At 44.9% G+C, this 25,628-nt stretch carries 22 protein-coding genes and 1 tRNA gene; 20 read left to right on the top strand and 3 right to left on the bottom strand.

From position 1 onward, the window contains the following. Positions 1–210: 210 nt before the first annotated feature. The 17 genes from ACLWMH_RS04350 (at position 211) to tilS (ending at position 21,238) form a co-directional block, all read left to right on the top strand. Entirely contained in the window at positions 211–2,388 is a 2,178-nt protein-coding gene (locus tag ACLWMH_RS04350; RefSeq protein WP_411915522.1) for a site-specific DNA-methyltransferase, read from the top strand. Positions 2,389–2,402: 14 nt separating this feature from the next. Then, a complete protein-coding gene (locus ACLWMH_RS04345) occupies positions 2,403–3,395 on the top strand; it encodes a virulence RhuM family protein (RefSeq protein WP_411915521.1) in 993 nt (330 codons plus the stop codon). Beyond that, on the top strand, positions 3,392–6,493 hold the full coding sequence (locus ACLWMH_RS04340) for a type III restriction-modification system endonuclease (protein WP_411915520.1): 3,102 nt from the start codon (positions 3,392–3,394) through the stop codon (positions 6,491–6,493). Before ACLWMH_RS04345 ends, ACLWMH_RS04340 begins: the two co-directional genes overlap by 4 nt. 311 nt (positions 6,494–6,804) lie before the next feature. After that, on the top strand, positions 6,805–7,728 hold the full coding sequence (locus ACLWMH_RS04335) for a PorP/SprF family type IX secretion system membrane protein (protein WP_411915519.1): 924 nt from the start codon (positions 6,805–6,807) through the stop codon (positions 7,726–7,728). Between the two features lie 35 nt (positions 7,729–7,763). Continuing rightward, positions 7,764–9,242: a T9SS ring complex lipoprotein PorK/GldK gene (gene porK / locus ACLWMH_RS04330; RefSeq protein WP_411915518.1), complete on the top strand. Its 1,479-nt coding sequence runs from the start codon at positions 7,764–7,766 to the stop codon at positions 9,240–9,242. A 34-nt stretch (positions 9,243–9,276) separates the two neighbouring features. Continuing rightward, positions 9,277–10,254, top strand: a complete 978-nt coding sequence (gene porL / locus ACLWMH_RS04325; RefSeq protein WP_411915517.1) for a type IX secretion system motor protein PorL/GldL — start codon at positions 9,277–9,279, stop codon at positions 10,252–10,254. Between the two features lie 49 nt (positions 10,255–10,303). After that, positions 10,304–11,854, top strand: coding sequence for a type IX secretion system motor protein PorM/GldM (gene porM / locus ACLWMH_RS04320; protein ID WP_411915516.1), 1,551 nt, complete (start codon positions 10,304–10,306; stop codon positions 11,852–11,854). A 48-nt stretch (positions 11,855–11,902) separates the two neighbouring features. Next, positions 11,903–13,000, top strand: a complete 1,098-nt coding sequence (porN, locus tag ACLWMH_RS04315) for a type IX secretion system ring subunit PorN/GldN (protein ID WP_411915515.1) — start codon at positions 11,903–11,905, stop codon at positions 12,998–13,000. 8 nt (positions 13,001–13,008) lie between these two features. After that, positions 13,009–13,590, top strand: coding sequence for a chromate transporter (locus ACLWMH_RS04310; RefSeq protein WP_411915514.1), 582 nt, complete (start codon positions 13,009–13,011; stop codon positions 13,588–13,590). A 4-nt stretch (positions 13,591–13,594) separates the two neighbouring features. Continuing rightward, positions 13,595–14,197, top strand: coding sequence for a chromate transporter (locus ACLWMH_RS04305; RefSeq protein WP_411915513.1), 603 nt, complete (start codon positions 13,595–13,597; stop codon positions 14,195–14,197). A 39-nt stretch (positions 14,198–14,236) separates the two neighbouring features. Then, positions 14,237–15,010 carry a dihydroorotate dehydrogenase electron transfer subunit gene (locus ACLWMH_RS04300; protein WP_411915512.1) on the top strand — a complete coding sequence of 258 codons (774 nt, stop codon included), beginning with the start codon at positions 14,237–14,239 and terminating at the stop codon, positions 15,008–15,010. After that, positions 15,001–15,921 carry a dihydroorotate dehydrogenase gene (locus ACLWMH_RS04295; protein WP_411915511.1) on the top strand — a complete coding sequence of 307 codons (921 nt, stop codon included), beginning with the start codon at positions 15,001–15,003 and terminating at the stop codon, positions 15,919–15,921. The genes ACLWMH_RS04300 and ACLWMH_RS04295 overlap by 10 nt, the downstream gene beginning before the upstream one ends. A 102-nt stretch (positions 15,922–16,023) precedes the next feature. Next, positions 16,024–16,096: transfer RNA gene (locus tag ACLWMH_RS04290), tRNA-Lys, on the top strand. Positions 16,097–16,470: 374 nt separating this feature from the next. Beyond that, positions 16,471–18,228 carry an aspartate--tRNA ligase gene (aspS, locus tag ACLWMH_RS04285; RefSeq protein ID WP_411915510.1) on the top strand — a complete coding sequence of 586 codons (1,758 nt, stop codon included), beginning with the start codon at positions 16,471–16,473 and terminating at the stop codon, positions 18,226–18,228. A gap of 6 nt (positions 18,229–18,234) precedes the next feature. Continuing rightward, entirely contained in the window at positions 18,235–19,341 is a 1,107-nt protein-coding gene (locus ACLWMH_RS04280) for a Nif3-like dinuclear metal center hexameric protein (RefSeq protein WP_411915509.1), read from the top strand. Positions 19,342–19,343: 2 nt separating this feature from the next. Beyond that, positions 19,344–20,240, top strand: coding sequence for a zinc ribbon domain-containing protein (locus ACLWMH_RS04275; RefSeq protein ID WP_411915508.1), 897 nt, complete (start codon positions 19,344–19,346; stop codon positions 20,238–20,240). After that, positions 20,237–21,238 carry a tRNA lysidine(34) synthetase TilS gene (tilS, locus tag ACLWMH_RS04270; RefSeq protein WP_411915507.1) on the top strand — a complete coding sequence of 334 codons (1,002 nt, stop codon included), beginning with the start codon at positions 20,237–20,239 and terminating at the stop codon, positions 21,236–21,238. Before ACLWMH_RS04275 ends, tilS begins: the two co-directional genes overlap by 4 nt. Before the next feature lie 23 nt (positions 21,239–21,261). Here tilS and ACLWMH_RS04265 read toward each other — a convergent pair whose 3' ends face one another. Genes ACLWMH_RS04265 through ACLWMH_RS04255 form a run of 3 tightly spaced genes read right to left on the bottom strand, consistent with a single transcriptional unit; the run spans position 21,262 to position 24,011 of the window. Next, positions 21,262–22,167, bottom strand: a complete 906-nt coding sequence (locus ACLWMH_RS04265) for a TIGR01212 family radical SAM protein (protein WP_411915506.1) — start codon at positions 22,165–22,167, stop codon at positions 21,262–21,264. Positions 22,168–22,171: 4 nt separating this feature from the next. Then, positions 22,172–23,221 carry a DNA polymerase III subunit delta gene (gene holA / locus ACLWMH_RS04260; protein ID WP_411915505.1) on the bottom strand — a complete coding sequence of 350 codons (1,050 nt, stop codon included), beginning with the start codon at positions 23,219–23,221 and terminating at the stop codon, positions 22,172–22,174. 13 nt (positions 23,222–23,234) lie between these two features. After that, on the bottom strand, positions 23,235–24,011 hold the full coding sequence (locus tag ACLWMH_RS04255) for an AMP nucleosidase (RefSeq protein WP_411915504.1): 777 nt from the start codon (positions 24,009–24,011) through the stop codon (positions 23,235–23,237). A gap of 23 nt (positions 24,012–24,034) precedes the next feature. Between ACLWMH_RS04255 and ACLWMH_RS04250 the strand changes: the two genes are divergently transcribed. The 3 genes from ACLWMH_RS04250 to ACLWMH_RS04240 all read left to right on the top strand — a co-directional run bounded on the left by ACLWMH_RS04250 (position 24,035) and on the right by ACLWMH_RS04240 (position 25,625). After that, the gene (locus ACLWMH_RS04250; protein WP_411915503.1) at positions 24,035–24,562 is read left to right on the top strand and encodes a type I restriction enzyme HsdR N-terminal domain-containing protein; all 528 of its coding nucleotides are present in this window, start codon (positions 24,035–24,037) and stop codon (positions 24,560–24,562) included. Between the two features lie 110 nt (positions 24,563–24,672). Further along, the gene (locus ACLWMH_RS04245; protein ID WP_411915502.1) at positions 24,673–25,047 is read left to right on the top strand and encodes a hypothetical protein; all 375 of its coding nucleotides are present in this window, start codon (positions 24,673–24,675) and stop codon (positions 25,045–25,047) included. Between the two features lie 56 nt (positions 25,048–25,103). Further along, positions 25,104–25,625, top strand: a complete 522-nt coding sequence (locus ACLWMH_RS04240; protein ID WP_411915501.1) for a hypothetical protein — start codon at positions 25,104–25,106, stop codon at positions 25,623–25,625. Positions 25,626–25,628: the final 3 nt, after the last annotated feature.

Genomic DNA, 25,628 nt, shown 5'->3' with positions numbered 1-25,628 from the left:
AAAGAGGGTAAAATCAGGGGAGAATAGGCATGAAGGTGCGCTACGGTGGGCGCGTTGGTGCAGAGGAATGATGTGATAAGTGCGTGGATTGCGGGGCGAAGGTGCGTGTAAATCGATGGGAAAATAGGCAGTAACCGCCGAAATGTCCTAACTTTGTCAACAACAGAATACAATGAAACAACAAAGAAACAGCAAAGAAAACAGTATAAAATGACGAATACTCCCCGGCAATCCGATAATCTTATGCCCGAGTCGCTGCATACCGCCTCGGCGGACGGCTCTGCACTTAATCTCGATGCGCTATACCGCATCGCCCCCTCCTGTTTTACTGAAATTGAGGAACGGGTAACCGATCCTGCTACCGGCGAGGTGCGTACCGAGCTGCGCCGTGCCGTAGATTTTGCCGCGCTCCGTAGCCTCCTTGGCAATCATGTGGCGGAGGCCGGCGACGAGCGCTATGCATTTACCTGGCCCGGTAAGGAGGCGGCTCGCCGTGAAGCCGCTACACCCGTAACCGATACCCTGCGCCCCGTGCCGGAAGAATCGCTCAATTGGGAGCAAACGGAGAACCTCTATATCGAGGGGGACAACCTCACCGTACTCAAACTGCTCCAACGCGGCTACATGGGTAAGGTGAAGATGATCTACATCGATCCGCCCTACAACACCGGCAATGACTTTGTGTACAACGACGACTTTACCGCCGATCGCCATGAGTATGCCATAGAGAGCGGTGTGCAGGACGAACTCGGCTTCCGTTACCGGAAGAATAGCGACAGCAATGGGCGCTTCCACTCCGATTGGTGCAGTATGATCTATCCGCGCCTAATGGTGGCGCGCACGCTACTTGCCGAGGATGGCGTGATCTTTATCTCCATTGATGACAACGAAGTGCATAACCTCCGCAAAATCTGCGATGAGGTATTCGGTGCCGCCAACTTTGTGGCGCAATTTACGCGTGTAACAAAAAAAGGAGGAAAGTCATCAGAGAGTCTTGCAAAGAATCATGATTTTGTCTTACTATACGCCAAACAGTTTGAAGTAGCCAACTTGGTTGGAGTTCTTCATAATGATGAAGGATATTCTCTTAAGGATGAATATTTTAGTGAGAGAGGATTTTACAAGCTAAATCAAACTTTAGACTACGATTCGTTAGGATATGTTCCGTCATTAGATTATCCAATTACGATAGATGGAGAAACCTATTATGCCGGAGGTGATCAAGAACTTTATTTTCAACGACAACACGGACAGCACGGACGTGCGGATTGGGGATGGAGATGGAGTAAAGAGCTATATACATTTGGGTATGAAAACGGATTTATTGTTCTTAAGACAGGAGGGCAACGTCCCCGTATCTATACGAAGACTTATCAAAATGTGAAAATAGAGAAGATAGGTAATACGTATAAAATTGTACAGATAAATAGAACTAAACCTTTATCAACTTTAGAATTCACTGAGAATATCTATTCTAATGATAATGCGAAAAAAGGAATAGATGAGTTGATGGACAGGGGCGTGTTTGAATATACAAAGCCGATTAGTCTTATAAAGCGAATGATGAATTTAATTGCGAACAAAGATGCTCTTATCCTTGACTTCTTCAGCGGTTCGGCCACAACGGCGCATGCGGTAATGCAGCTCAATGCAGAGGATGGGGGGCACCGCAAGTATATTATGGTGCAATTGCCCGAAGAGACACCCGAGGGGAGCGAAGCGCGCAAAGCGGGCTACGCCACCATCCCCGCTATCGCCAAGGAGCGCATCCGCCGTGCCGGCAAAGCCATATTAGGGAAACTTTCAACGGAAAGTATTAAAGCATCTGCAAAATTCGCTAAGGTAGCATTAGGTGACGATGTGGAAAAAGATGTCTCTCTATGGGAGTATATAGAAGATGAGGAAACTCGCACGCAAGCCGCAAAGGATTTGGAAGAAGCAGACAATAAAATAGAGGCTCTTGATACCGGCTTCCGTGTGTTCCGGTTAGATAGTACCAATCATAACGACGTATACTTGCATCCCTCCGCCTATGTGCAGCAAGATCTGCATCTATTTGCGGAAAATATCAAGCCGGACCGTACCGAGCTCGATCTGCTCTACGGCGCTATGCTCGCTTGGGGCTTATCCCTCTCGCTCCCTATCACTGAAGAAAAGGTGGATAACTGTACCATCTACACGGTGGACGAAAACGGATTGGTGGCCTGCTTCAGTCCGGACGTAAATGAGGCGGTTATCCGTGCGATGGCGGCGTGTAACCCGCTGCGCATGCTGTTCCGCGATAGCTGCTTTACTGAGGATACGGACAAAATCAACCTTTTCGAAATCGTGAAGCAACTGCTCGGCTGGGAACAAAAGGAGGCGCTCCGCAATATACGGGTGATATAGTGACGGAAAAGGGTATGGAAGAGAACAAAATCATTATCTATACAACCGAGGACGGACGAACTAAAATAGACGTAATGCTCGACAACGATACGCTTTGGCTTACGCAAGCACAATTGTGTGCGCTGTATCAAACCGGTAAATCAAACGTAAGCGAGCATATTAAGCATATCTTTGAGGAAGGGGAACTCCGGGAGGAATCAGTTGTTCGCTATTTCCGAACAACTGCTGCAGACGGCAAGCAATACAGAACGGCATACTACAATCTGGACATGATTATCGCCCTCGGTTACCGCATCAAATCTGTTATAGCAACGCGCTTTCGCCAATGGGCAACCATACGATTACGGGAATACCTTATCAAAGGATTTACTATGGATGACGAGCGTTTGAAGCAACTCGGTGGAGGTGGCTATTGGAAAGAGCTTCTGGAACGTATTCGGGATATTCGGGCTACGGAAAAGGTGCTTTATCGTCAGATACTCGAAATCTACGCCACCAGCATTGATTACGATCCGCGCGCTTCTGTATCCCAAGAATTCTTCCGTAAAGTTCAGAACAAAATACACTATGCCATACACGGACACACTGCAGCAGAGTTGATTGTAGAGCGTGCGGATGCCGAAAAAGATTTTATGGGCTTACTTACTTTCAAGGGTAGTCAACCTACCTTAACGGAAGCACGTACTGCCAAGAATTATCTCAATGATAAGGAACTCCGCTCAATGGGTCAACTGGTTTCAGGATACTTGGACTTTGCCGAGCGTCAGGCGGAGCGCAAACAACCAATGACAATGCTGGATTGGGCAAAATATCTGGATAGCATACTGGCACTTACGGGAGAACGCCTATTGGAAGATGCAGGGAAAGTGTCCCACACAGAGGCAATGGAGTTTGCTACACAGGAGTACAGAAAATACAAGCAACGTACGCTTAGCGATGTAGAACGAGATTACTTGGCTTCCGTTAAAGCAATAGGTCAACTCGGCAAGGAAGGAGAAAAGCTATGAAACTGCAGTATAAGCATCAGACATTTCAGGAGGAAGCGGCTCGTTGCGTGGTGCGTGCCTTTGAGGGACAACCGTATCAGCAGGCTAATGAGTATCTGCAAGATCCTGGTAAAGAGGCTCGGAATAATCAGCTCGGATTGGAAACAGCCCTTCGGGGTTACGGTAATGCGCCGCTCATGCTCTCCCGCGATGCAATAGCCGCCAACGTACGCACTATCCAAAGAGAGCGTGATATTAAGCCGATCGATGCACTTGAAGGGGAGGGTATCAGCCTCACCGTGGAGATGGAAACCGGTACGGGCAAAACCTATACGTACATCAAAACAATGTACGAGCTGAATAAGCAGTACGGATGGAGCAAGTTTATAATTGTGGTGCCCAGTGTAGCCATTCGCGAAGGTGTGTTCAAAAGCTTCGAAACGATGAAGGAGCACTTTAGCTCGGAATACAACAAGCCGATGCAATACTTTATCTATAATTCATCGCAGCTTACCAAGATAGATGCGTTTGGAAGCGACAATAATCTGCATGTGATGATTATCAATATGCAGGCGTTCAATACTTCGCTCAACGAGGAGAAGAACAAAGAGGGACGCGGCGGAGATAGCGTGGCGCGAATAATCTTTTCGAAACGGGACGACTTTGGCAGCCGAAGACCGATTGATATACTGGCAGCAACCAACCCGATTATTATTATCGACGAACCGCAAACTGTACTGGGAGCTAATAAGAAGAATGCTACGCGTAAGGGGCTCAAACTGTTCAATCCGCTCATGATGTTGCTCTATTCGGCCACACATCGTGAAGTGCGCAATATGGTGTTCCGGTTAGATGCTATTGATGCCTATAAGCAGCGATTAGTGAAGAAGATCAGCGTGAAAGGAATCCACCAAGTGGGAGCCACCGGTACCGAAGGGTTCGTTCACCTGGATGAGGTAATCGTTCGCAGGGATCAGGACCCAAAGGCGCGCCTTACGTTTGAAAGAATGGGAGCCGGAGGTACCATTAGTAGAATAACCCGTGTGGTGGATGAGGGCTTCGACCTATATGAGCAAAGCGACGAACTGGAAGCGTACCGTGAATCCTATAAGGTGGAAACAATAGACGGCAAAGCGGAGACGGTGCAGTTTGCCAACGGAATAAGGCTTTCCGTAGGCGACTCCGTTAACAGCGACGATACGTTGCGACTTCTCCAAATACGTGAAACGATTAAAAGCCATCTGGAGCGCGAGCGAAAGCTCTATCCGATGGGAATCAAAGTGCTTAGCCTATTCTTTATCGATCATGTGGAAAATTACCGTACTTACCACAACGGCACGGCAGAAAAGGGTAAGTATGCCCGTATGTTTGAAGAGGAGTACAGGCGGGCGGTAAGCGAACTGAGCCTTTTTGAAAACGAAGCGTACCGACACTATCTCTCGAAGAATATGGACGCGGAAAAGGCGCACAACGGCTACTTCTCAGTGGATAGGAGGGGAGAAATAATCGATTCGAGAGTAAGCCGGGGTGAATCGGATAGCAACGACCAGAGTGCGTACGACCTAATTATGAAGAATAAGGAGCGTTTGCTGAGCTTGGACGAGAAGACGCGCTTTATCTTTTCGCATTCCGCACTGAAAGAGGGATGGGATAATCCCAATGTATTCCAAATCTGTACGCTGAAGGAAACGGATAACACCACGCGCCGCCGCCAAGAAGTAGGGCGCGGTATGCGGCTTTGCGTAGACCAAAAAGGCATACGACAAGATGCTGGTCTACTGGGAAATGAGGTGTTCGATATCAATGTACTCACCGTAATTGCCAGTGAAAGCTATGAATCCTTTGCTGCTGCTCTACAGCACGAGATTGCCGAAGTGGTAAGCGAACGGCGTAGGAAAATTACCTGCAGTTTCTTTGTGGGTAACATATACCAATCAGATTCCGTGGATGGCGAGCAAGAGGGAACAAAATTGACAGTGGACGAAGCTACGAGCAATGCACTATACAATCATTTTATTCGAACAGGATATGTGGATGATTATGGCAAGTTAACCCCCAAGTATTACAATGCGCTTGAAACTGACACGCTCCAATTAGATGGTTTTGCGCCCTATAAGGGGGGAATTGTGCGCACGCTGGAAAATGTGTATTGCCCCGAAGGTATCAAGGTAGAGAATGCCGACAAGGCAAAGGAAGCAAGCTTCCGAATAGATTGCTTCCGGAAAAAGGAATTCCAGGAACTATGGCAGCAGATCAACGCCAAAACATCCTATCGGGTAGCATTCAGTACCGATGAATTAGTCGAAAAAGCGGCGGAAGCACTGAATAAGAATCTGAGTGTAACCCAAATTCGTTACGAAGTGCATGAGGGGCATATGGAGGAGATCGAGGATAAGGAAGCGCTTCGCTTAGGGAATGCTGTGCAACGTGATGCGGTGCGTGTCGAAAGGCTACCGAAGCGGACAATCAACCAAGGTGTGCGCTACGACCTTATCGGTAGTCTGATAGCAGATACCGGCTTAACGCGCAAAACAGTTATAGCCATTCTGAAGCGGATGAAAGAGGAAAAATTTGCTCTGTTCGGGCTTAATCCAGAGGAGTTCCTTCGCAAAACCGGGAAGATCATCAACGATGCAATGGCAAGCACGCTGGTACAGCAAATTAGCTATGTGCCTACGGAGGAAAAATACGATGTGGATGTATTCACTGCCAACAGTATTCGAGGCGAACTGGGCGTTACGGCAATGGAAAGTGAGTCGAAGTCGCTTTACGACCTTGTAGTAACGGATAGTACCAATGAGTTGCGGTTTGCCGCTGATCTGGAGCAGCACGAAGAGGTAATTGTTTATACCAAACTGCCGAGGGGCTTCTACATCAATACGCCAATGGGGCATTATAATCCGGACTGGGCAATTGTTTTCAAGGAAAAAGGCGTAAAGCATGTCTACTTTGTCGCAGAGACAAAGGGAAGTATGCAGACGATGCAGCTGCGTGAAGTGGAAAAAGCTAAAATTGAGTGTGCCAAACGACATTTCAAGGCTGTAAGTGAAGGAGAGAACCCGGTTGTGTATAAAGTGGTCTCCGATTACAAACAGTTGAGCGACCAACTCACTCAATAAGTGCAATGACATAGGCGATGGTGAAAAAGATCCGTAATGAAAAGCAATTCTCCCTACAATTTGAGCTGAACCAACAGCGCAATAAGCTGCGTCGCAGCATCAAGCAACTCAAAGCCCTCCTCCCGGAGCGTTAATGCCGCTGCTCCATTTATTTAGATCTACCATACCATTGGTACTCTTCTATCCAATACGCTCCCACTCCTTTACGGAATGCTCTGCAGGCTTTTTGTGGCGTTTATATAATAAATGAGCTGTTATTACGTTATGCTTACGTGAAGTTATATGGTATCATAAGGCAATTCCTTTTGTGGATGCTCGGCTCACTTTTCTTCCTTCCTGCTCTTCAAGCACAGGAGGAAGCGGTGCTGAGTAACTGGTACGTATTACCTGCATACTATAACTCCGCAGCTGCAGGGAGCAGTGATATGCTCACTATGGGTGCTTTTTATCGACAGCAATGGATAGGAGTATCGGGTGCGCCCGGATATTATGGACTTTCGGTCTCTGCACCAATTACTATTGCCCAGCGGACTCATGGTGTAGGTATTTTGTTATCGGGGAGTAAAAGAGGCTTGTTTACGTCAACCGAGTTAATGGGGCAGTATGCCTTTCGATTCAAACTCTGGAAAGGAGTACTGGGAATAGGACTTGAGGCAGGTCTATACAATTTATCCTTTGATGGTACAAAAATAGAGATACCGGAAGGGGAGGGGCTTTCGCCCAATGATCCGGGGCTGCCCACTCAGCGCGTATCCGGGCGTTCTTTTGATTTGGGCACAGGGGTGTATTATGTACGCAAGAATCTTTTTGTCGGCCTTGCGGCAAAGCATTTGATTGGTTCCAAAGTTACCTTTGATGGAAACTTTTACCATCGGCTGGTGCGAACATATAGTTTGGCAGCCGGATACAATATAAAACGACATGGTTCGTTATTCAGTTGGCAACCGTCTGTGATCGCCTTAACGGATTGGCAGGTTTATACCATTGATTTGAATGTGCAGATGGCATATAATGATCGATGGTTCGCTGCTGTGTCGTTTCGGCCGGTTGAAGCAGCCGGATTTGCGGTAGGTATGAAGTGGGGACAGTTTCGCATACAGTACGGGTTTATGATGCCTATAAGTGCTTTGGCACGTAATACGTGGGGTAGTCACGAACTAATGGTAACCTACTCCATGCCCCTTATGCCTGCCAAGGATAAGGGATTGCGTGTAGTTAGTACACGCCTTTTGTAACTTTGCAATAAAGAAGAAAAAGAAAAGAGCGATATATGATAGGAAGAAGAGAGTGCGGTATCTTGTTTGGATTGCTGATGATGCTACTCCTGAGTGGATGTGCTTCATCGCGTCGTGGGGGTGTAGGTGGTGAGCTGGTAGGAGCTCCCCTTGCCGCATGGAAAGAGCCGCAGCCATTAGGTATGGTACTTATACCGAGAGGAAGTATCGTGTTGGGACATTCGGAGAGTGATTCTGTTTGGGGAATGCAAAAAGACTCAAGAGCTATTTCGGTAGACGCTTTTTGGATGGATCAGTATGAAATAACCAACGCACAGTACCGTCAGTTTGTCTATTATGTGCGTGATTCTATTATTCGAGAGCGCTTAGCAGATCCGGCTTTTGGTGGCAATCCCGACTATAAGATAACGACAGATCGCTACGGAGATCCTTTGGAAGTGCCCTACTTGGATTGGTCTCGTCCCCTACCGAATGAACGGAGGGCTTTTGATGAGGAATTGGCAGCTATGAATAGTGTTTATTATACTAATCCGGTTACACGAGAAAAAAAATTAGATCCTAACCAGATGCTGTATAAGTATACTCGCTATGATTATCATGCAGCCGCTCTTTATTCTGATGCTTTGCTGCGGCTTCGCATGCCTCATGCAGCGGATTATAATGCGCAAGAAGATGCCTCTCTTCCTATGATCTCTAAAGATACCGCTTACATAGATGATAGTGGAATCGTTATGAGAGAGACGATTACGCGCAGGTTGAGTAGTGAATATGACTTTCTTAATACGTATATAGTGCCGATATATCCCGATGAATCTTGTTGGGTAAATGACTTCCCCAATGCTCACAATGAGCAATATACGCATCAATATTTCAATCATCCCGGATACGATAATTATCCCGTTGTAGGTGTTTCTTGGGAGCAAGCGGAGGCTTTTTGTGCTTGGCGCTCCTCTTTCTATATGAAAGGTATTGATGCTCCGGAGGGTACAGTCATTGAGTCCTTCCGACTCCCGACTGAAGCAGAATGGGAATATGCCGCTAGAGCAGGAGATAGCAATCGAAGGTACCCTTGGTCAGCCGCTGATACACAGCGCGATAATGGTTGCTACAATGGTAACTTTAAACCGGACGATGGTAATTATACTCCGGATGGTTATCTGATTACCTCTCAAGTAGGCTCCTATATGCCCAATGATTTTGGTGTTTATGATATGGCAGGTAATGTATCGGAGTGGACCAGTACCACCTATTCAGCTTCTGCTTATAAAGAGGTAGACGATATCAATCCTGAGCTTCGTTACTATGCAGAGGTAAATGATCCGGTGACCTTTAAACAAAAAGTGATACGCGGAGGATCGTGGAAAGATGTAGCTCGCTTTATTCAGTCGGCTACCAGAAATAAGGAAATACAAGATAAACAGCGGTCTTATATAGGCTTTAGATGTGTGCGCAGTGCCATTTCTTTCCGACCTGCCGATATGAAAGCTGTGAAAAAATCCAAGAAAAAGAAATAAGAAGTGGATTCTATTAGGTTAGAGTAGACAAAAAATGAGTAAGAGATATCGTTCATATAAAAATACTGTAGAGATGTTCCTCGCTTCTCACAAGGGACGTCGTCTATTAAACGTAGCCTATAGCTGGGGGGCAGCAGTTGTGATCATTGGGGCTCTGTTTAAGTTGCTGCACTGGCCTTTTGGGGATCAGATGCTCTTCATCGGTATGATGACAGAGTTCTTTGTATTCTTTATCTCAGGCTTTGAGAAGCCGGAGGAGCAGTATCGCTGGGAGCAAGTATTCCCTGAGTTGGATTCCAAAAATCCAATGGATCAGGAGGAAATGGAAGCGCGGCGTGCATATCTTAAGCGCAAGGCAAAAGAGGCACAAGAGCGTGCTGTGATGACAGAGAACGATCAGTTTGTCCAACAAAATGGGCATCCGGGCGAGTCAGTGCCTACTATGGTACAACAAGTAAGCTTAGCAGGCTTACCGGAAGAGGACGTAACTCGTCTGTCGCAGAGTATTGCTCGTCTTTCTCAAGCTATTGATACACTGTCGAATTTGGGAGAAATGAGCGCCACAGCTCTGTCGCAATGGGAAGAGATGAAAGCTACTCCTATTGAGGTGGGACAGCAAACTGAGCGGTATAAAGAGTACATGGAGTCACTCAATCGTAATTTGGAAGGCCTGAGTTCATTGTACGAATCGCAGTTGAAAGATATTACCGGACAGGTAGGAGCTATTGAGCAGATTAATCGCCGTTTGGAAGATCTTGCTCGCTCCTATTCGGATAGTCTTGCCGATAGTAATGCTTTCCGTGCCGAAAATGCGGCAATGGCTCGTCAGCTGCGTGACTTGAATAGAATTTATGCACGTCTTTTAGAGGCTATGACAGTCAATATGGCTGCCCCCGTTGGGATGCCTTACGATAGAGGTTCTTACAGAGATCCCTATTCTGCACCGCATCGCTACGATAGCATGCCGGACGATCGACACTATCCCGAGTATCGCAATAGTAATGAGCATTGATGGATTGCTGCAAACTCAATATTAAGACTAATAAACCCGACATAATATTATGGCAGTAGGATCGAGTGGCAATCGCAATAGACAGAAGATGATCAATCTGATGTACTTAGTGTTTATTGCTATGGTGGCTTTGAATGTGTCAGGGGATGTATTGACAGGCTTTGACAGAGTAGAGAAGGGACTTGATACTATGCTGGCCGGTACAATGCAGCGTAACGAACAAGCTGTTAGTGAACTTAATTTAGCTCACGAGTTGTATCCTGAAAAAGCAGCCCATGCTTTTATGAAAGGAAAAGAACTACAGTTGGCTGCGGATAGTTTATATGCAGCAATTGAGGAGGCTAAAAGGCTTATAGTACAAAAGAGCGACGGCAAAAATGCAGATGTGAAGAATATTGACCGGAAGGATGATATGAATGCACCTTCTTCAGTCATGCTCAATCCATTAGATCCTAAAGGAGTACATTTGCGTAAGCAGGTAGATCATTTCCGTACGCTTAGTGTAGCTTCAGTTGTGGATGCAAATAAGCGACAAATGATAGAGGAAACACTTTCAACTACGCCGAAAGGAACCCTCAGCTGGGAGAATCAACTCTTTGAGGGAGTGCCTACTATTGCAGCTGTTACGATGCTTACAAAACTACAAAATGATGTGCGCAGTGTGGAAGGGGAAGTGCTGAACAATTTGATTCGAAGTATTGATAGGGGAGACTTAAGGGTGAATAAAATAGAAGCTCAGGTGGTACCCGATAGTCGTATCGTAATGAAAGGCACACCCTATAGGGCGCATGTGATTATGAGTAGTATTGACTCAACGGCTGCTCCTAACATAGTGGTAAATGGGAGAAGTCTTTCAGCAGCAGATCAGGGGGTTTATGTGGCAGCTACACCTACAAGCGGTACTTTCCCAATAGAGGGGTATGTGGAAACTACCGCAGGTGATGGCAGTAAGATTAGACGTCCTTTCAAAAGCGAATATATTGTTACGGAGCCGATGGCCTCTATTGCGCCTACCTTGATGAATGTGCTCTATGCAGGAATAGACAATCCTCTTGCTATAGCTGTCCCCGGAGTAGCACAACAACAGATATCGGCCACTATGACTAATGGTTCATTAGTGGCAAAAGGAGGTGTTTGGGTTGCTCGACCCAATAAGGTGGGGCAAGAGGCTGTGATTACCGTTTCGGTTCGTGGAGCTAATGGTGCTATGACCCAAGTAGCTACTTCTAAACTTCGTGTACGACAATTGCCGGATCCTTTACCTTATATTGAGTATACCGATGCTAATGGGGCAGTAAAGCGTTTCAAGGGAGGACAAATCAGCAAAAGAGATCTTCTCGCTGCCGGTGGGGTAAAGGCTGCTATAGATGATGATATATTAGATGTCAACTATACGGTAATACATTTCTCCTTGACCTTTTTTGATGCGATGGGAAATGCTATGCCCGAAGTGTCAAATGGAAGCAATTTTTCAGATAGACAAAAGCAAAAGATTCGTAATCTGTCCCGTGGAAAGCGTTTCTACATAAGCGATGTTTTGGCAAAAGGACCGGATGGAATTGAAAGAAAGATACCAACGATCGAGGTGATCGTAAGGTAAAAGGGAATGGATAAATACGGAATGATGCAGTTAAGTATAAGAACCTCTATGTTACGCAGATTAATACCTTGGTTTGCAGCGGTTCTTTTGATGGCAGAGGCTGTTGTGTCGGGCAACGCTCAGACTACTGAAGAGAGTACAGCTACAGAGCCTCCACGAAAGAGCGTAATTCGCCGAAGAACGGCAGCTGAGCGAGAGAAGAAGGAGGGTACTTCAGAAAACGATGTATCGGTGCGGCGTCAAGCCTTTAACGAGCGTTTACTTCAGAATACGGATAATACGCCTTGGAAGAGAATTATTTATAGGGAAATAAATCTTTATTCACCCGAAAATGCAGCATTATACTATCCGGCTCGTCCCACGGAAGGGAAGCAGAATCTCTTCTATACGCTTTTCCGTTTGATAGAAGAGAACAAGATCCCTGCTTACGAATATATTGATGGAGCAGAGATATTTGATCCGGCACATCGCTTGAATTTCAAAGATTTCTTAGAGCGTTTCGGAGTTCTTTATGAGGAACATAATGGAAAAATAGAGGTCGCTGCGGCTGACGTACCCGGGGATATTGTTCGCTCTTATTATATCAAAGAGGAGTACTATTTCGACCCCATAACAAGTAATATAGATGTAAAGGTTGTGGCTATTTGCCCTATCCTTATAGATGATATCAATCCGGAAGAGGTTCTTCGTTATCCTTTGTTTTGGGTTAAGTATAGTGACTGCAAGCCTTATTTAGGTACGCAAGAGGTTCTCCTTTCTGATGACAACAATGCGAATACCGCTTCTTTGGATAGTTATTTCAGACGCGGATTGTACAAAGGCGAAATTTATAAGACACAGAACCGCTTAGGTAAAGCGTTGGCTCAGTATTGCCCTACTGCGGACTCGCTTCGGGCTGAGCAAGCTCGTATAGAAGCTCAATTAGCCTCTTTTGATGAGTCCTTATGGAGAGGCTCTTCAGTTAAGGAAACTGAAGTGGATTCCTCTGACAAAGCTAATGGCGTGACTGAAAAAACTGTAGCAAAAGAGAAAAGTCTTAAAACAGAGCGCGCAAAGCGTCAGTCGGCAAAGTCTAAGAAGCAGAAGAATAGTACTAGTAGTCGTCAGAAAAGCGGCAATAAACGTTCTGCACGAGGGCGCTTTTAGAAAGGAGTATGTCCCAACTGCTAGAGTTATTCCTTTGTTTTTCTCGTATCGGAGCCTTTACATTTGGTGGAGGGCATGCTATGCTTCCTCTCATACAGAGGGATATAGTAGAAAAGCATAAGTGGCTCTCTGAAGAGGACTTTTTGGATGTATTTGCTGTTTCACAGTCTCTTCCTGGCGTCTTTGCTGTTAATATATCCATTTTCATTGGCTACCGTAAGGCCGGCTTCATTGGAGGTTTGGTAGCTGCATTAGGGACCATCCTGCCCTCTTTTATCATTATCCTTCTTTTAGCCCTGTTTTTTGAGTCAGTTCGTGATAATCAGGTGGTAAGTGCTATTATGAGCGGTATCCGCCCCGCAGTAGTAGCTATGATCGTGATACCCGTTATTACTATCTGGAAAGCGATGAATCTCAAGCGATACATGCTTGTTATTCCTGTTGTGGTAGCAATAGTAGTGTGGTATTTCAACTTTTCACCCGTATGGGTGATACTATTATCCGGATTTATCGGAATCGTCTATATGGTTATTAGGACAAATATAGAGGCTCGAGGGATGGGAAAAAAGAGCAAGAAAGAAGGTAAATAGTCTCATGGTTTATTGGCAATTACTTCTCGTATATCTAAAGGTTGGACTTTTCGGTTTTGGAGGTGGATATGCCATGCTATCTCTTATTCAAGATGAGATAGTAACGCGGCACGGATGGCTCACAGAGCAGCAGTTTACTGATATTATAGCCGTGAGCCAGGTTACTCCGGGCCCAATAGGGATCAATAGTGCCACGTATGTAGGTTATACGGTAACCGGTAGCGTATGGGGCTCCGTTCTTGCTACAGTAGCAGTTTGTATCCCTTCCATCATTCTTGTTTTTTCTATTGCAGTAGCCTTTAATAAAGTGCGTAATAATCGCTGGGTTGAAGCGGCTTTTTTAGGAATACGTCCGGCTTCTGTAGGATTGGTTGCGGCGGCTGCTCTTATGCTTACTTTTAGAAGTCGATTTATAGCTAATATAGCCTCTGCCGGACAGGGGCCCTTTCCTCTTGATCAGGTTATCGTAACGGATAACTTCCCGGACTATAAGAGCGTGCTGATATTCCTCATTACCTTTGTCGCAATGATAAAGCGTTGGTTACATCCTATTGCCCTAATCGGTGTTATGGGATTTATTGGCTTCGTCCTGTACTATCTATTCTGAATTTATCTTCACTAACTTTGTATTGTGAAATATAATAGCATGCAGTGTATTCAAGCCGAATTGGTCGAGCATAAGGAGCTCAACGAAGCATATTATTTACTGTTGGTTCGCATTCCTGAGTTGGAGCGTGAAACGTTTGCACCAAAAGCTGGGCAATTTGTACAGATCAAAGCAGATGCCCCCGGTGTTTTGTTACGACGTCCTATTTCAATTGCAGACTACGATGCGGAAAATGGGTTATTAAGTCTTGTTATACAAGAGGTGGGAAAAGCTTCCCGAGCATGGCGAAAGCTTCCGGTAGGTAGCATATTGGATCTCATAGGGCCTCTTGGAGTCGGTTTCTCTTTGGATGCATCCTTCTCAGGGGCTCATCCGCTCCTGATTGGTGGGGGAGTAGGTGTTGCCCCTTTATTCTTTTTAGCCAAGGAACTGCAGAGAAAAAACATAACTCCTCATATCCTATTGGGAGCTCGCACGGAGTCGTTGTTGTTATATAAGCGTGAATTTGCATTATTGGGATCAGTGTATTGCACTACTGACGATGGCTCATATGGAGTGAAAGGGCGTGTTACCGACCATCCGGTTTTGCATGATTCGCTAACCTCTATCTATACTTGTGGACCTTTGATTATGATGCGTGCCATTGTTCGTTTTGCAAAAGAAAGGGGTTTACCCTGTGAGGTTTCTCTCGAGAATAGGATGGCATGTGGGATAGGTGTTTGTCTTTGCTGTGTAGAGGCTACAAAGCGTGGCAATATATGCTGTTGCTCAGAAGGACCGGTTTTTAATAGTGACTTACTCCTATGGCAGTGATTACGCAAGTTGATTTGGGAAAGGGATTAGTACTACGTAATCCCATATTGGGGGCCAGTGGTACTTATGGCTATGGGATAGAATATGTTCCTTTTCTTTCCCTTTCCTCGCTCGGTGGCTTTGTCACAAAGGGAACTACATTACATCCACGTGAAGGAAATCCCTATCCCCGTATGGCGGAGACTCCCTGTGGTATGCTGAATGCTGTTGGACTCCAAAATAAAGGCGTTGACTACTTTGTGGATCATATCTATCCGGAAATTAAGGAGTCTGACTGTGCGATCATTGTTAATGTAGGTGGGTCTCAATTGGAAGATTATGTGGCCACAGCTGAACGCATCAATTCTCTCGATGGAATCCCTGCAATAGAACTAAACATATCCTGCCCCAATGTGAAGGAGGGTGGTATGGCATTTGGAGTTACTTGTGGAGGTGTTTCAGAAGTTGTCTCGGCTGTACGTAAGGTCTATAAGAAGCATCTGATGGTAAAGCTCTCTCCCAATGTGACCGATATAACCGAGATGGCTCGGGCAGCAGAAGGTGCCGGAGCTGATAGTATCTCGCTGATCAATACACTTTTGGGTATGGCTATTGATGCAGAGTCATGGCGTCCTATCCTTTCTACAGTGACTGGTGGTTTATCTGGACCGGCCATAAAGCCGGTTGCATTACGCATGGTGTGGCAGGTGAGCCATGCCGTTGCAATACCTTTAGTAGGATTAGGAGGTATTACTTCTATAAGTGATGTAATTGAATTTCTATTGGCCGGAGCTTCTGCAGTGCAGGTGGGAACATATAATTTTGTCGATCCGACTATATGTGAGAGACTTACAGAGGACTTGGTCGCTTACATGGAGCGTAAGCAGCTGCATCAATTGGATCAAATAATAGGAAAATTACGTATTCCGTAGAGAATATCCTTTTGTATTCTCTGTTTATTTGTTACCTTTGCACTCGCATTGGTTGGTAATGCAGATGCGCTGTGTTGCTCTATATGCAAAATTAATATGGAAGAATTGCTAGCTCAGTAGGTAGAGCACATCACTTTTAATGATGGGGTCCCGGGTTCGAGCCCCGGGCAGTTCACTGCAATTTGTTAGTCTGATTAGAGCTTCATCTTTCGTTTGTCGAATGGTGAAGCTCTTTTCTATTATCGTATTTAATGCAAATGGCAGAACTTGAATTTAGGTAGTGATAGCGCAGATGTTGTGTTCAGCAAAAGTATTGATGTATAAGTCTACTATAGATGTTCTCAAGTGCTGCAAAAAAAAGTATTGTTGGTTCAAACGGAAGATACAGATGTTTTGTTTCAAGAGTATAGATGTTTCAAATGAAAGATACTGATGTTTTTTTCAGATCTGAATAGTATGCTTTTTAGTATCTTTGTAGAGTAAGAATTAAGATGAAAACAGAAGACGAAGAAGAGTTTCTTTTTCGCTTTGCTTCCAGAAAGATAGATAATGTATAGAACAGTTGATTGTGGAGCTCTTCGCATCTGTGATGCAGGAAAGCAAGTTACACTCGCCGGTTGGGTAAGTAAAGTACGTCGCTTAGGCGGAATGACATTTGTGGATCTGAGGGATCGCTATGGTACAACGCAGCTGGTATTTGGGGGAGAAGAGGCAACTCATAACGATATTTTACATCGTATAGGACGGGAATGGGTTGTTCAGGCAGAAGGGATTGTACGCGAGCGGTCAGCTAAGAATACGGCACTGCCTACTGGAGAAATAGAGGTTGAGGTTACAAATCTCTCTATACTCAATCCAAGTGAAGTGCCTCCTTTCACCATAGAGACGGAGTCTGACGGAGGAGACGACTTGAGAATGAAATACCGCTACTTAGACATAAGGCGCGAACCGGTGAAGCAAAACCTTATACTCCGTCACAAGATGGCTCTCGAAGTGAGAAAGTATATGGATTCACTTGGTTTCTTGGAGATTGAGACTCCTATGCTCATCAAGTCTACCCCTGAAGGAGCGCGTGATTTTGTGGTGCCAAGTCGAATGAATTCCGGTGAATTCTATGCTTTACCTCAGTCTCCACAAACCTTCAAGCAGTTGCTGATGGTAGCTGGAATGGACAGGTATTTCCAGATAGTAAAGTGTTTCCGTGATGAGGACTTACGTGCTGATAGACAGCCTGAGTTTACCCAAATTGACTGCGAGATGAGTTTTGTTCGTCGTGATGATGTACTCACTACCTTTGAAGGACTTGCAGCACACCTTTTTGAGAAGATTAGAGGAATAAAACTTCCTATTCCTTTCCGGAGAATGTGCTGGGAGGATGCAATGAGCTACTACGGCAGCGATAAGCCGGACCTTCGTTTTGGTATGGAAATCAACGATATTACGGCACAAATGCAAGGCAAGGGCATGTCTATATTAGATGAAGCAGCCTATATCGGAGCGATTGTAGTCAAGAAGTGTGCGTCCTATACACGTAAGCAACTTGATGCTTTGACGGACTTTGTGAAGAAGCCACAAGTTGGGGCAAAGGGGCTGATCTGGATTAAATATAATGAGGATGGCTCTCTAAAGAGTACTGTAGATAAGTTTTTTGCACAAGATATACTCGCATCATTAGCTGAATCACTAAAGGCAGAAAAGGGAGATTTAATCCTTGTTATTTCCGGTGCAGAGCGATATACCACCTTGAAGCAATTGGGTACTCTTCGATTGCATATAGCCGATATAGAAGGCTTAAAGGATCCTAATCGCTTTGAGTGCCTCTATGTAGTTGACTTCCCGCTTTTGGAATGGGACGACGAGACACAACGCTATTACGCAGTACATCATCCTTTTACTGCTCCCAAAGAAAGCGATATTCCTTTGCTTGACACTGATCCCGGAAAAGTCAAAGCAGACGCTTATGATATGGTGATCAATGGAGTAGAAGTAGGTGGTGGCTCTATTAGAATACACGACTCTGTACTTCAACACAAGATGTTTGAGCTATTAGGCTTTACCAAGGAGGATGCAGATGAGCGCTTTGGCTTCCTCATGAATGCTTTCCGCTTTGGCGCACCTCCTCATGGTGGAATTGCATTTGGCTTAGACCGTTGGGTGTCGATTATGGCAGGATTGGATAGTATCAGAGACTGCATAGCATTCCCGAAGAATAATGCAGGACGTGACGTAATGATAGATGCTCCCTCTCGTTTGGATGAGGAGCAACTCCGAGAGTTGCATATTCGATTGGCCTCATTGCCTAAATAAGTCAGTATGCCGCTTATTAGAGATGTTATTGCGATCATGGAGGAGGAGTTCCCTCCTCTGTGGGCTGAAGAATGGGATCACTCGGGCCTTCAGGTAGGGGATGCTGATCGAGAGTGTACCGGAGTACTTATTGCTGTTGAGGCTACAGAAGCTACGGTGCAAGAGTGCGTTGAAAAAGGGTGTAACTTGCTGATTACGCACCATCCCATTCTATTCCATCCGCTTTACCGTCTTACGCCCCATACCTATCAAGAGCGAACGGTTTCTCTCGCTATTAGAGAGAATGTGGTAATCTATGCAGCCCATACGAATGCAGATAATGCTTTTGGTGGACTTAATAGACAGTTTCTTGATTCCTTGGACTTGCCGTATGGGAGCTTAGAGCCTCTTGAAGAAAAGAAAGGTGCTCTCTCAAAGCTCTCGATAATGGTACCTACAGAGAATAAAGAAGCGCTGAAAGAAGCTTTGTTCGCAGCAGGTGCCGGACATGTTGGAGCGTACGAGGGTTGTGCCTTCACAATCTCCGGTGAGGGGCAGTTTAGACCATTAGATGGGGCGGATCCCTACATTGGTGATGTGGGAGAAGTATGCAAAGTTGAGGAAGCGTGCGTGTCGGTATTAGTGCCGCATGAGCGTATGAGCGCAGTGCTCTCTGCTATGATAAAGGCCCATCCTTATGAGGAACCGGCATACGATATAATTCCTCTTCAGAATGGACGAAAGGATTTCTCTTCCGGACTTATTGCGAGCCTAAAAGGATCCTTGAGCGAGGAAGACGTACTTAAGAGGATAGCTTTACTGCCAACTGTGACATCTGTAGCACATTCAAAGCCTCTTGATCGTCCTGTGCAGCGCATAGCGATAGTAACCGGAAGTGGAGGCTCATTTCTGAATAAAGCAATGGCAAGAGGTGTGGATGTGCTTCTCACCGGAGAGGCACGCTACAACGATTATTTAGATGCACAAGGAAGGATCCTTCTTGTTGTTATAGGACATTGGGAGAGTGAGCAGATCGCTAGGGAACTCTTTCAGCGTGTTATGAAGCAGAAAATGCCTAACTTTGCATTCCAGATAGCTGATAGTGACAATAATCCGATCCATTATAGACGATAGATATGGCAACAAAAAAGAGCGAAGACAAGATATCTAAAAAAAAGGAAGTGACAACTTCCTCCAAAACTACTGCAAAGAAGACTTCTAAGAAAAAAGCAGATACAGTAAAAGAGGATGCTCCTGCTGAAACTGAGACTGCCGTAAAGGAGGTTAAACCGGTTAATAAGATCGAAATTAAGCTGCGTTCTGTAGCTAGGCTTCAGACCGTACTCTCTTCTATTGATAAGATTAAGACGCTCCGCGGGGAGTTGCCATTAGAAGTACAGCACATAGAGGATAATCTTGCCGGCATTCAAACTCGTTTGGATAACTATTCTGCTGCGGCAAAGGCTCTCACAACCTCTATTACAAATGAGCGAAACAAAATCTCTTCCTCAAGAGAGCTTTTGGAGAAGTATCGTCGCCAATTGGATCATGTGAGAAATAATCGTGAATACGATAGCCTTTCCAAAGAGATTGAGTACCAGGAGTTAGAGCTTCAGTTGTCGGAAAAGCGAATCAAAGAATACACGGCAGAGCTGAATGGACGAAAAGAGGATATTGCGAAGCTGAAAGAAACTTATGAGCTGCGTTCCGGAGATTTAAGTGCAAAGAAAGGTGAGCTGGACAAGATCATAGAAGAAACGGAAGCTGAAGAGCAAAAGCTGGTTAAGGAGGCGAAGGAATGTGAAGCAAAGGTGGAGGATGAACGTCTTCTAAAAGCCTTCCATCGCATTCGTGGTGCTGCACATAATGGGCTTGCCGTAGTGCCTATTGATAGAGATGCATGTGGAGGATGCTTCAATCGTATTCCCCCACAGCGACAGCTTGAGATTAAGCTTGCCAAGAAGATAATTGTGTGCGAGTATTGTGGTAGGATTGTTGTAGACCCGGATCTTTTTGAGGAAGAGTCTAAATGACACTACGAATGCCCAGGAGCGTGTATCAGCATCCGCTGATACAACGCATTAGGGCTACAATGAAGCGTGAGCTTAGATTAGCTCCAAATGATTCTATATTAGTAGCTCTGAGTGGAGGGGCGGATTCCGTGGCTCTACTCAGGGCACTCTTGTTCTTGGGGTTCCCTGTATCAGCAGCGCACTGTAACTTCCACTTAAGAGGGGACGAGAGCAACAGGGATGAGGCTTTTGTAGAGGCTCTCTGCAACGAATTGCAAGTACCTCTTAGCAAAGCGGATTTTGATACAGTTGCGTATGCAAAGGAGCATGCTCTCTCTGTTGAAGAGGCTGCCCGTAACTTACGTTACGACTTTTTTGAAAAGTGTCGACAAAAATATCAATTGCATTACGTTGCAGTTGCTCATCACCTTGAGGATAACTTTGAAACACTGATTGGCAATTTAGCAAAAGGTTGTGGCATCAAAGGCGTACGCGGTATTCCTATTCAGCGGGAAAGGATTATTCGTCCACTACTTGAAGTACCACATCAAGAAATTATAAGCTTTCTCAACTTGTTGGAGCAACCTTTTTGTACCGATTCAACGAATAGTGACACTGCTATTAGACGTAACTATATACGTCACGATATACGACCTCTCTTTGATCATTTAAATCCTTCTTTCTCAGAGGCACTTATTCGTACCTTTGCCAATCTGAGAGAGTGTGATGCCCTCATTAGTTATGCCCTTGAAGAGCAAATTAAAGCAGTGACCTTGTCGCAGGAGGGAACTCTTTATGATGCACGATTAATTGCAACCTCACCTGCGCCTCTTAGCTTGCTCTTTGCAATACTTAATCCGTTAGGATTTACACGTATTCGTATTGCTCCCTTCGCAGAGCAGCTTCTCAATCCGGAGCCGGCAGTTATAGAAAGTGCTACGCATCGAGTTAGACGCCGAGGCGGAAAACTTTATATCGAGGAAAAGAGCTCTCCAAATGAAAAGCATTTGGAAAAGTAAGTCAAGGAGGATAGTAAGTCGGATTAGCGTGCGGCTGCAGCTTTAAGCAATCTATCTATAAAAGCGTAGTTTTTTACTCCCCAGCGAGGGGCAATTAGCTCGGTGTCCGGAGCTGACGCAACGAAGCGTTCTACTGTGATGGTTGGCTTGAGCAAACTCAAGAAATCCAAGCACAAGTCAATGTATTCATCTATTGTAAAGAGATGGTATTGAGAAGGATCAGCCGCATATTCTTCTGCCATGCGGCTTCCCTTAAGGATCTGTAAATGATGCAGTTTAAGTGTATCCAATGGAAGCTCATTAAGCTTAACCGCATGCCGGAGCATGTCTGTACGGGATTCTCCGGGTAGCCCTAATATGAGGTGTGCCCCTACGGGTAGTCCTGCATTATAAGTGCGGAGAATGGTATCGCAGGCTACCGAATAACTATGCCCCCTATTTACTCGCTTTAGGGTAGTATCTTGGGTGCTCTCTATTCCATACTCAACCATTACGAAGTATTTCTTTGATAATTCCTTCAAGGCATCCAAAACACGCTGTGGCATTAAGTCCGGTCGGGTAGCTACAATTAGCCCAACTACCTCCGGATAGGCTAATGCTGTGTGGAATAGCTGAATGAGGCGATCTGGATTGCCATAAGTGGCAGTGTATGATTGGAAATAGGCCAAATACTTCATTGAAGGGTATTTGTGCCGGAAGAAATTTATCCCCTCTGACAATTGCTCCTTAAAAGGTTTATCTCGAAGCGCATAAGCGGGGCTAAAGGCACTATTACTACAATAGGAACATACTTCCCCTCGTCCTTTTTCATGAAGCGGGCAAGCATTAGAAGCAGATACCGATATCTTCTGAACTTTATCATTTGGAAAGTAACGTCGGATGAAAGTTGAGAAGTTGCTCTCTCTTACTCGTTCAATTAATGAGGACATTGTCTTAGGCGAGTATTAAGTACACTAAGTTGAAAAGAATCCCCTCGTAATCGTAATCTCCATCCTCAGCACCTTTGAGACGAGCATCGGCTAAGCGTAATTCATGGATAATATAGAATATTTGCATTGCCTTGAATAGCCAAAGCGCATCGGAGTACCTTTTGGCTTGGTATGCATTCTTTAGATTGAGGACAGAAGCAAGTGCCTTTTCGCTTCTATCTTTTTGGTAGGATGCAACCATTAGATTAGAGAAAAAACCGTAGAGCGTAGCTACAATAAGAGGCAAAGGGTAGTTAGCCGGATCCTTGGTCATGTATTGTGCTATAGTAAGGGCTTCACGTCTCTGTTTCTTATATAAAGCTTGGCATAAGTCATCTACGGAATATTGAATAGATACCCCTACAATGAAATCCACCATATTAGCTTCTATCTGACCACTATCGGAAGCTAAAACAGCAAGTTTAGCTACTTCTTTTGCGGAGGTAACCCCGTCAAATCCTACCCGTTCTATCAGTTTTTCTGCTGCTTCGGCAGTAATAGTTACATCGTGCGCTTTTGCTGTTTGATTGATAATAGAGAGTATTGTACGCTTGCTCGTGATACGAGGCGAAACGATAATTATCGTTTGGTCACTCGGTAGGGTTTGGAAAGAAGCAAATAGTTTTTTTGCATTGAATGCCATATTCCCTTGGTAGGCGAGGATTAAGGAAGTGCCTTGAGGTAATCTGCTGAGGGTAGGAATAAGCTTATCTAGATCCTTCACAGCTTCTGCCTCTTTAAGTATTACGGCTCTCTGTTGTACAAATAGAGAAGTAGATTGAATCTCCAAAGCAATGTCAGAGTAGCTACTTTCATTGCCATAGAGGGTAACTACGTTCTCCCCATAATGCTTGATTATAAGTTGCTCGAGTTGCTTAAAATAATATTGTTCTTCGCCCGAATAAAGAATCACAGCGGGAAGGCAATTCTTTTCATTTAAAATGCCTTTTAGTGTTGAGATTGCTTGAGAGGGGGTATATAAGGAGCTCCCTTGAGGTGCATTTAGTTTTGTCATTGTTGTCTCATTGCTACCAACCGAACCGTATTCCAATCAGCTCTTTACGTTCGTACTGAAGAATATGTAAAGTTTCTTCTCCCAATGCCAAATGTTGGGCTGTATATCGCTTAGCTACCTCTTGATCTCCCTTATCTGTCTTTACCCCCTCGGGAGTCATTGGAAGATCAGAGACAGCCAGGAGAGCACCACAAGGTATTCGATTTACATACCCTACCGTGAAGAGCGTTGCTGTCTCCATGTCGATACATTCAGCATGTGTAGTATGCAAATAGCGTTTGAAGTGATGATCATGCTCCCAAACACGTCTATTCGTTGTGTAGACAGTGCCTGCAGCAAAGAGCAGCTTATTGCGTTCTAAAGCTTCATCTGCTGCACGTAGTATTCGAAAAGATGGGAGAGAGGGCACTTCTGCAGGTAGGTAACTATTGCTAGTCCCTTCTCCTCGAATAGCTGCTATTGGTAATAGGTAGTCACCTACCGAAAGATTGTTTTTGAGTGCACCACATTTGCCTATGAAAAGTACGCCTTTGGGCATTATAGCACTCAATAGATCCATCACAGTAGCTGCATTGGGGCTGCCCATCCCAAATTGTATAAGTGTAACCTCTTTGGTACTCGCATTAGGCATAGCAAGGGCTTTCCCGAGTATGGGTACACTATGTTTTTCTGCAAAAAACTCTAAGTAGCGATTGAAGTTACACAACAATATATACGGTGCAAAGTCTTCGGGTTCGCGTCCTGTGTAGCGCTTCAACCAATCCGTTACAATTTCTTTCTTCGTCTCCATTGTATCACTATCTTTGCAAAGATATGAAAAGCAATGAGTACAACGAAAACAAAGAGCCTTTTCTGAATGAGAATGGGCTTTGTTTACCCTCTTTTCCTGTGAAGGTGAGCATGCACAATGATACTCCTTTCATATATGATGAGGTACGGTGTAAAGAGGTAGCTCTAACTCCTGAAGAGTGGGTCCGACAGCACTTCCTACATTGGATGATGAGTGACTTGGGATATCCTCGTATCGCATTGAGTAATGAAGCGATTCTACCCGGCACCAAACGTCGGGGACGTACCGACACTATTGTTTTCGGAACCGGTGGAGTAGTGTGGATGATCATTGAATTTAAGGCTCCGGATGTTTGTATTACTGAGAAGGTATGGGATCAGTTACTCTCCTATAATCTTCGCTATCAAGCGCCTTTATTAGTCGCTTCTAATGGTCGATCTATAATAGTCGCTCAAGTGGATTATGAGGTTGGAAAAGCCTCATTCCTAAAGGAAATGCCCCACTGGCATGAACTTAAGAAGTTAGTGAGCGGTGGTGGAATATCTATGTGACCCTATGTATCCTATAAGTTACACTGAATAGTTACCTTTGCGCAGAACTTAAAAAGACATTGTTTTTTGGGTACTGATTTTAGTAAAAACATAAATTGAAAAATAGTTTTATGAAACAGAAATTCTTAATCTTCGGTGCATTACTCTCGTTTATGCTTCTCACGTTCTCTTGCTCTTCAGAACCCAACGATGAAGTATTAGTAGGCACTTATTCGGGAACAGTAGGGTACAAGAAGGGAGGTAAAAATATTGCTGTGGATAATGGATCTGTGACAGTAGTGCGTAGGGGCAATCTCTTCTCTTTTACTTTTTCAGATGGCATCCCTGCTCTGGATGGTATCTCCATGATAGAGCGTGGCAATGGAGGGTATATACTCAAAGATGCAGAGCTGGGGAGCAATACTATCTCAATAAGTAGTTCAGGTCGTTTGGAGCTGTTGTATATTTCCGACAAAGAAACGTGGATGGCTCATTGCAAGAAATAGAAATTACGTTATAAGAGGTTTTGGCAAAGCAAGCATTCTCGCTATGGCAGTGTATAGTGGCAAAGTTTAAGAGTCCGCTTACAACCTGTGGCTATGGCATCCATTCACCCTTCTTGTACCATTTGGTAACAGAGGTATTGGATCCCCACTATGACTTTTATAGAATGACAGAGCTTGAGCATCTCTATCCCTATGCTACCTATGAACAGCTAAAAGCGGCATGGGTGCTTTACAGGCTTGCCGTTTTTTACCCAATTGAAAGAATAGAGATAGGGAATGGGCTACCTACTACTTTACAAAAGATGGCAGATTATCTCAATTCAAATACCTTAAAAGGAGTTGACGGTCCGTTTCCTAAGGAGTGTCGTCCTACACAAGTTGTAGTGGAGAAAGAGGGAACAGATACTAATGCAGCAGAAAATATGATCTTAATGCTCACCGATACCACACTGCGCAAGACCTGCCGCATAGCCGAAGAAAAGGGATATAGGACTATTCTTCACTTGTCGCACATCTCTTTATTGTTTGGGAATTCTTTTTTGCCTACAAAAGTATATTCGATGTCTTTAAGTTTATAGCAA

Origin of the sequence: Porphyromonas miyakawae, from assembly GCF_045865415.1 — a bacterium.
GTDB classification, from domain to species: Bacteria; Bacteroidota; Bacteroidia; order Bacteroidales; family Porphyromonadaceae; genus Porphyromonas; species Porphyromonas miyakawae.
Note: the sequence above shows the minus strand (reverse complement) of the source record. Positions and strands in the feature narration are given on the sequence as shown.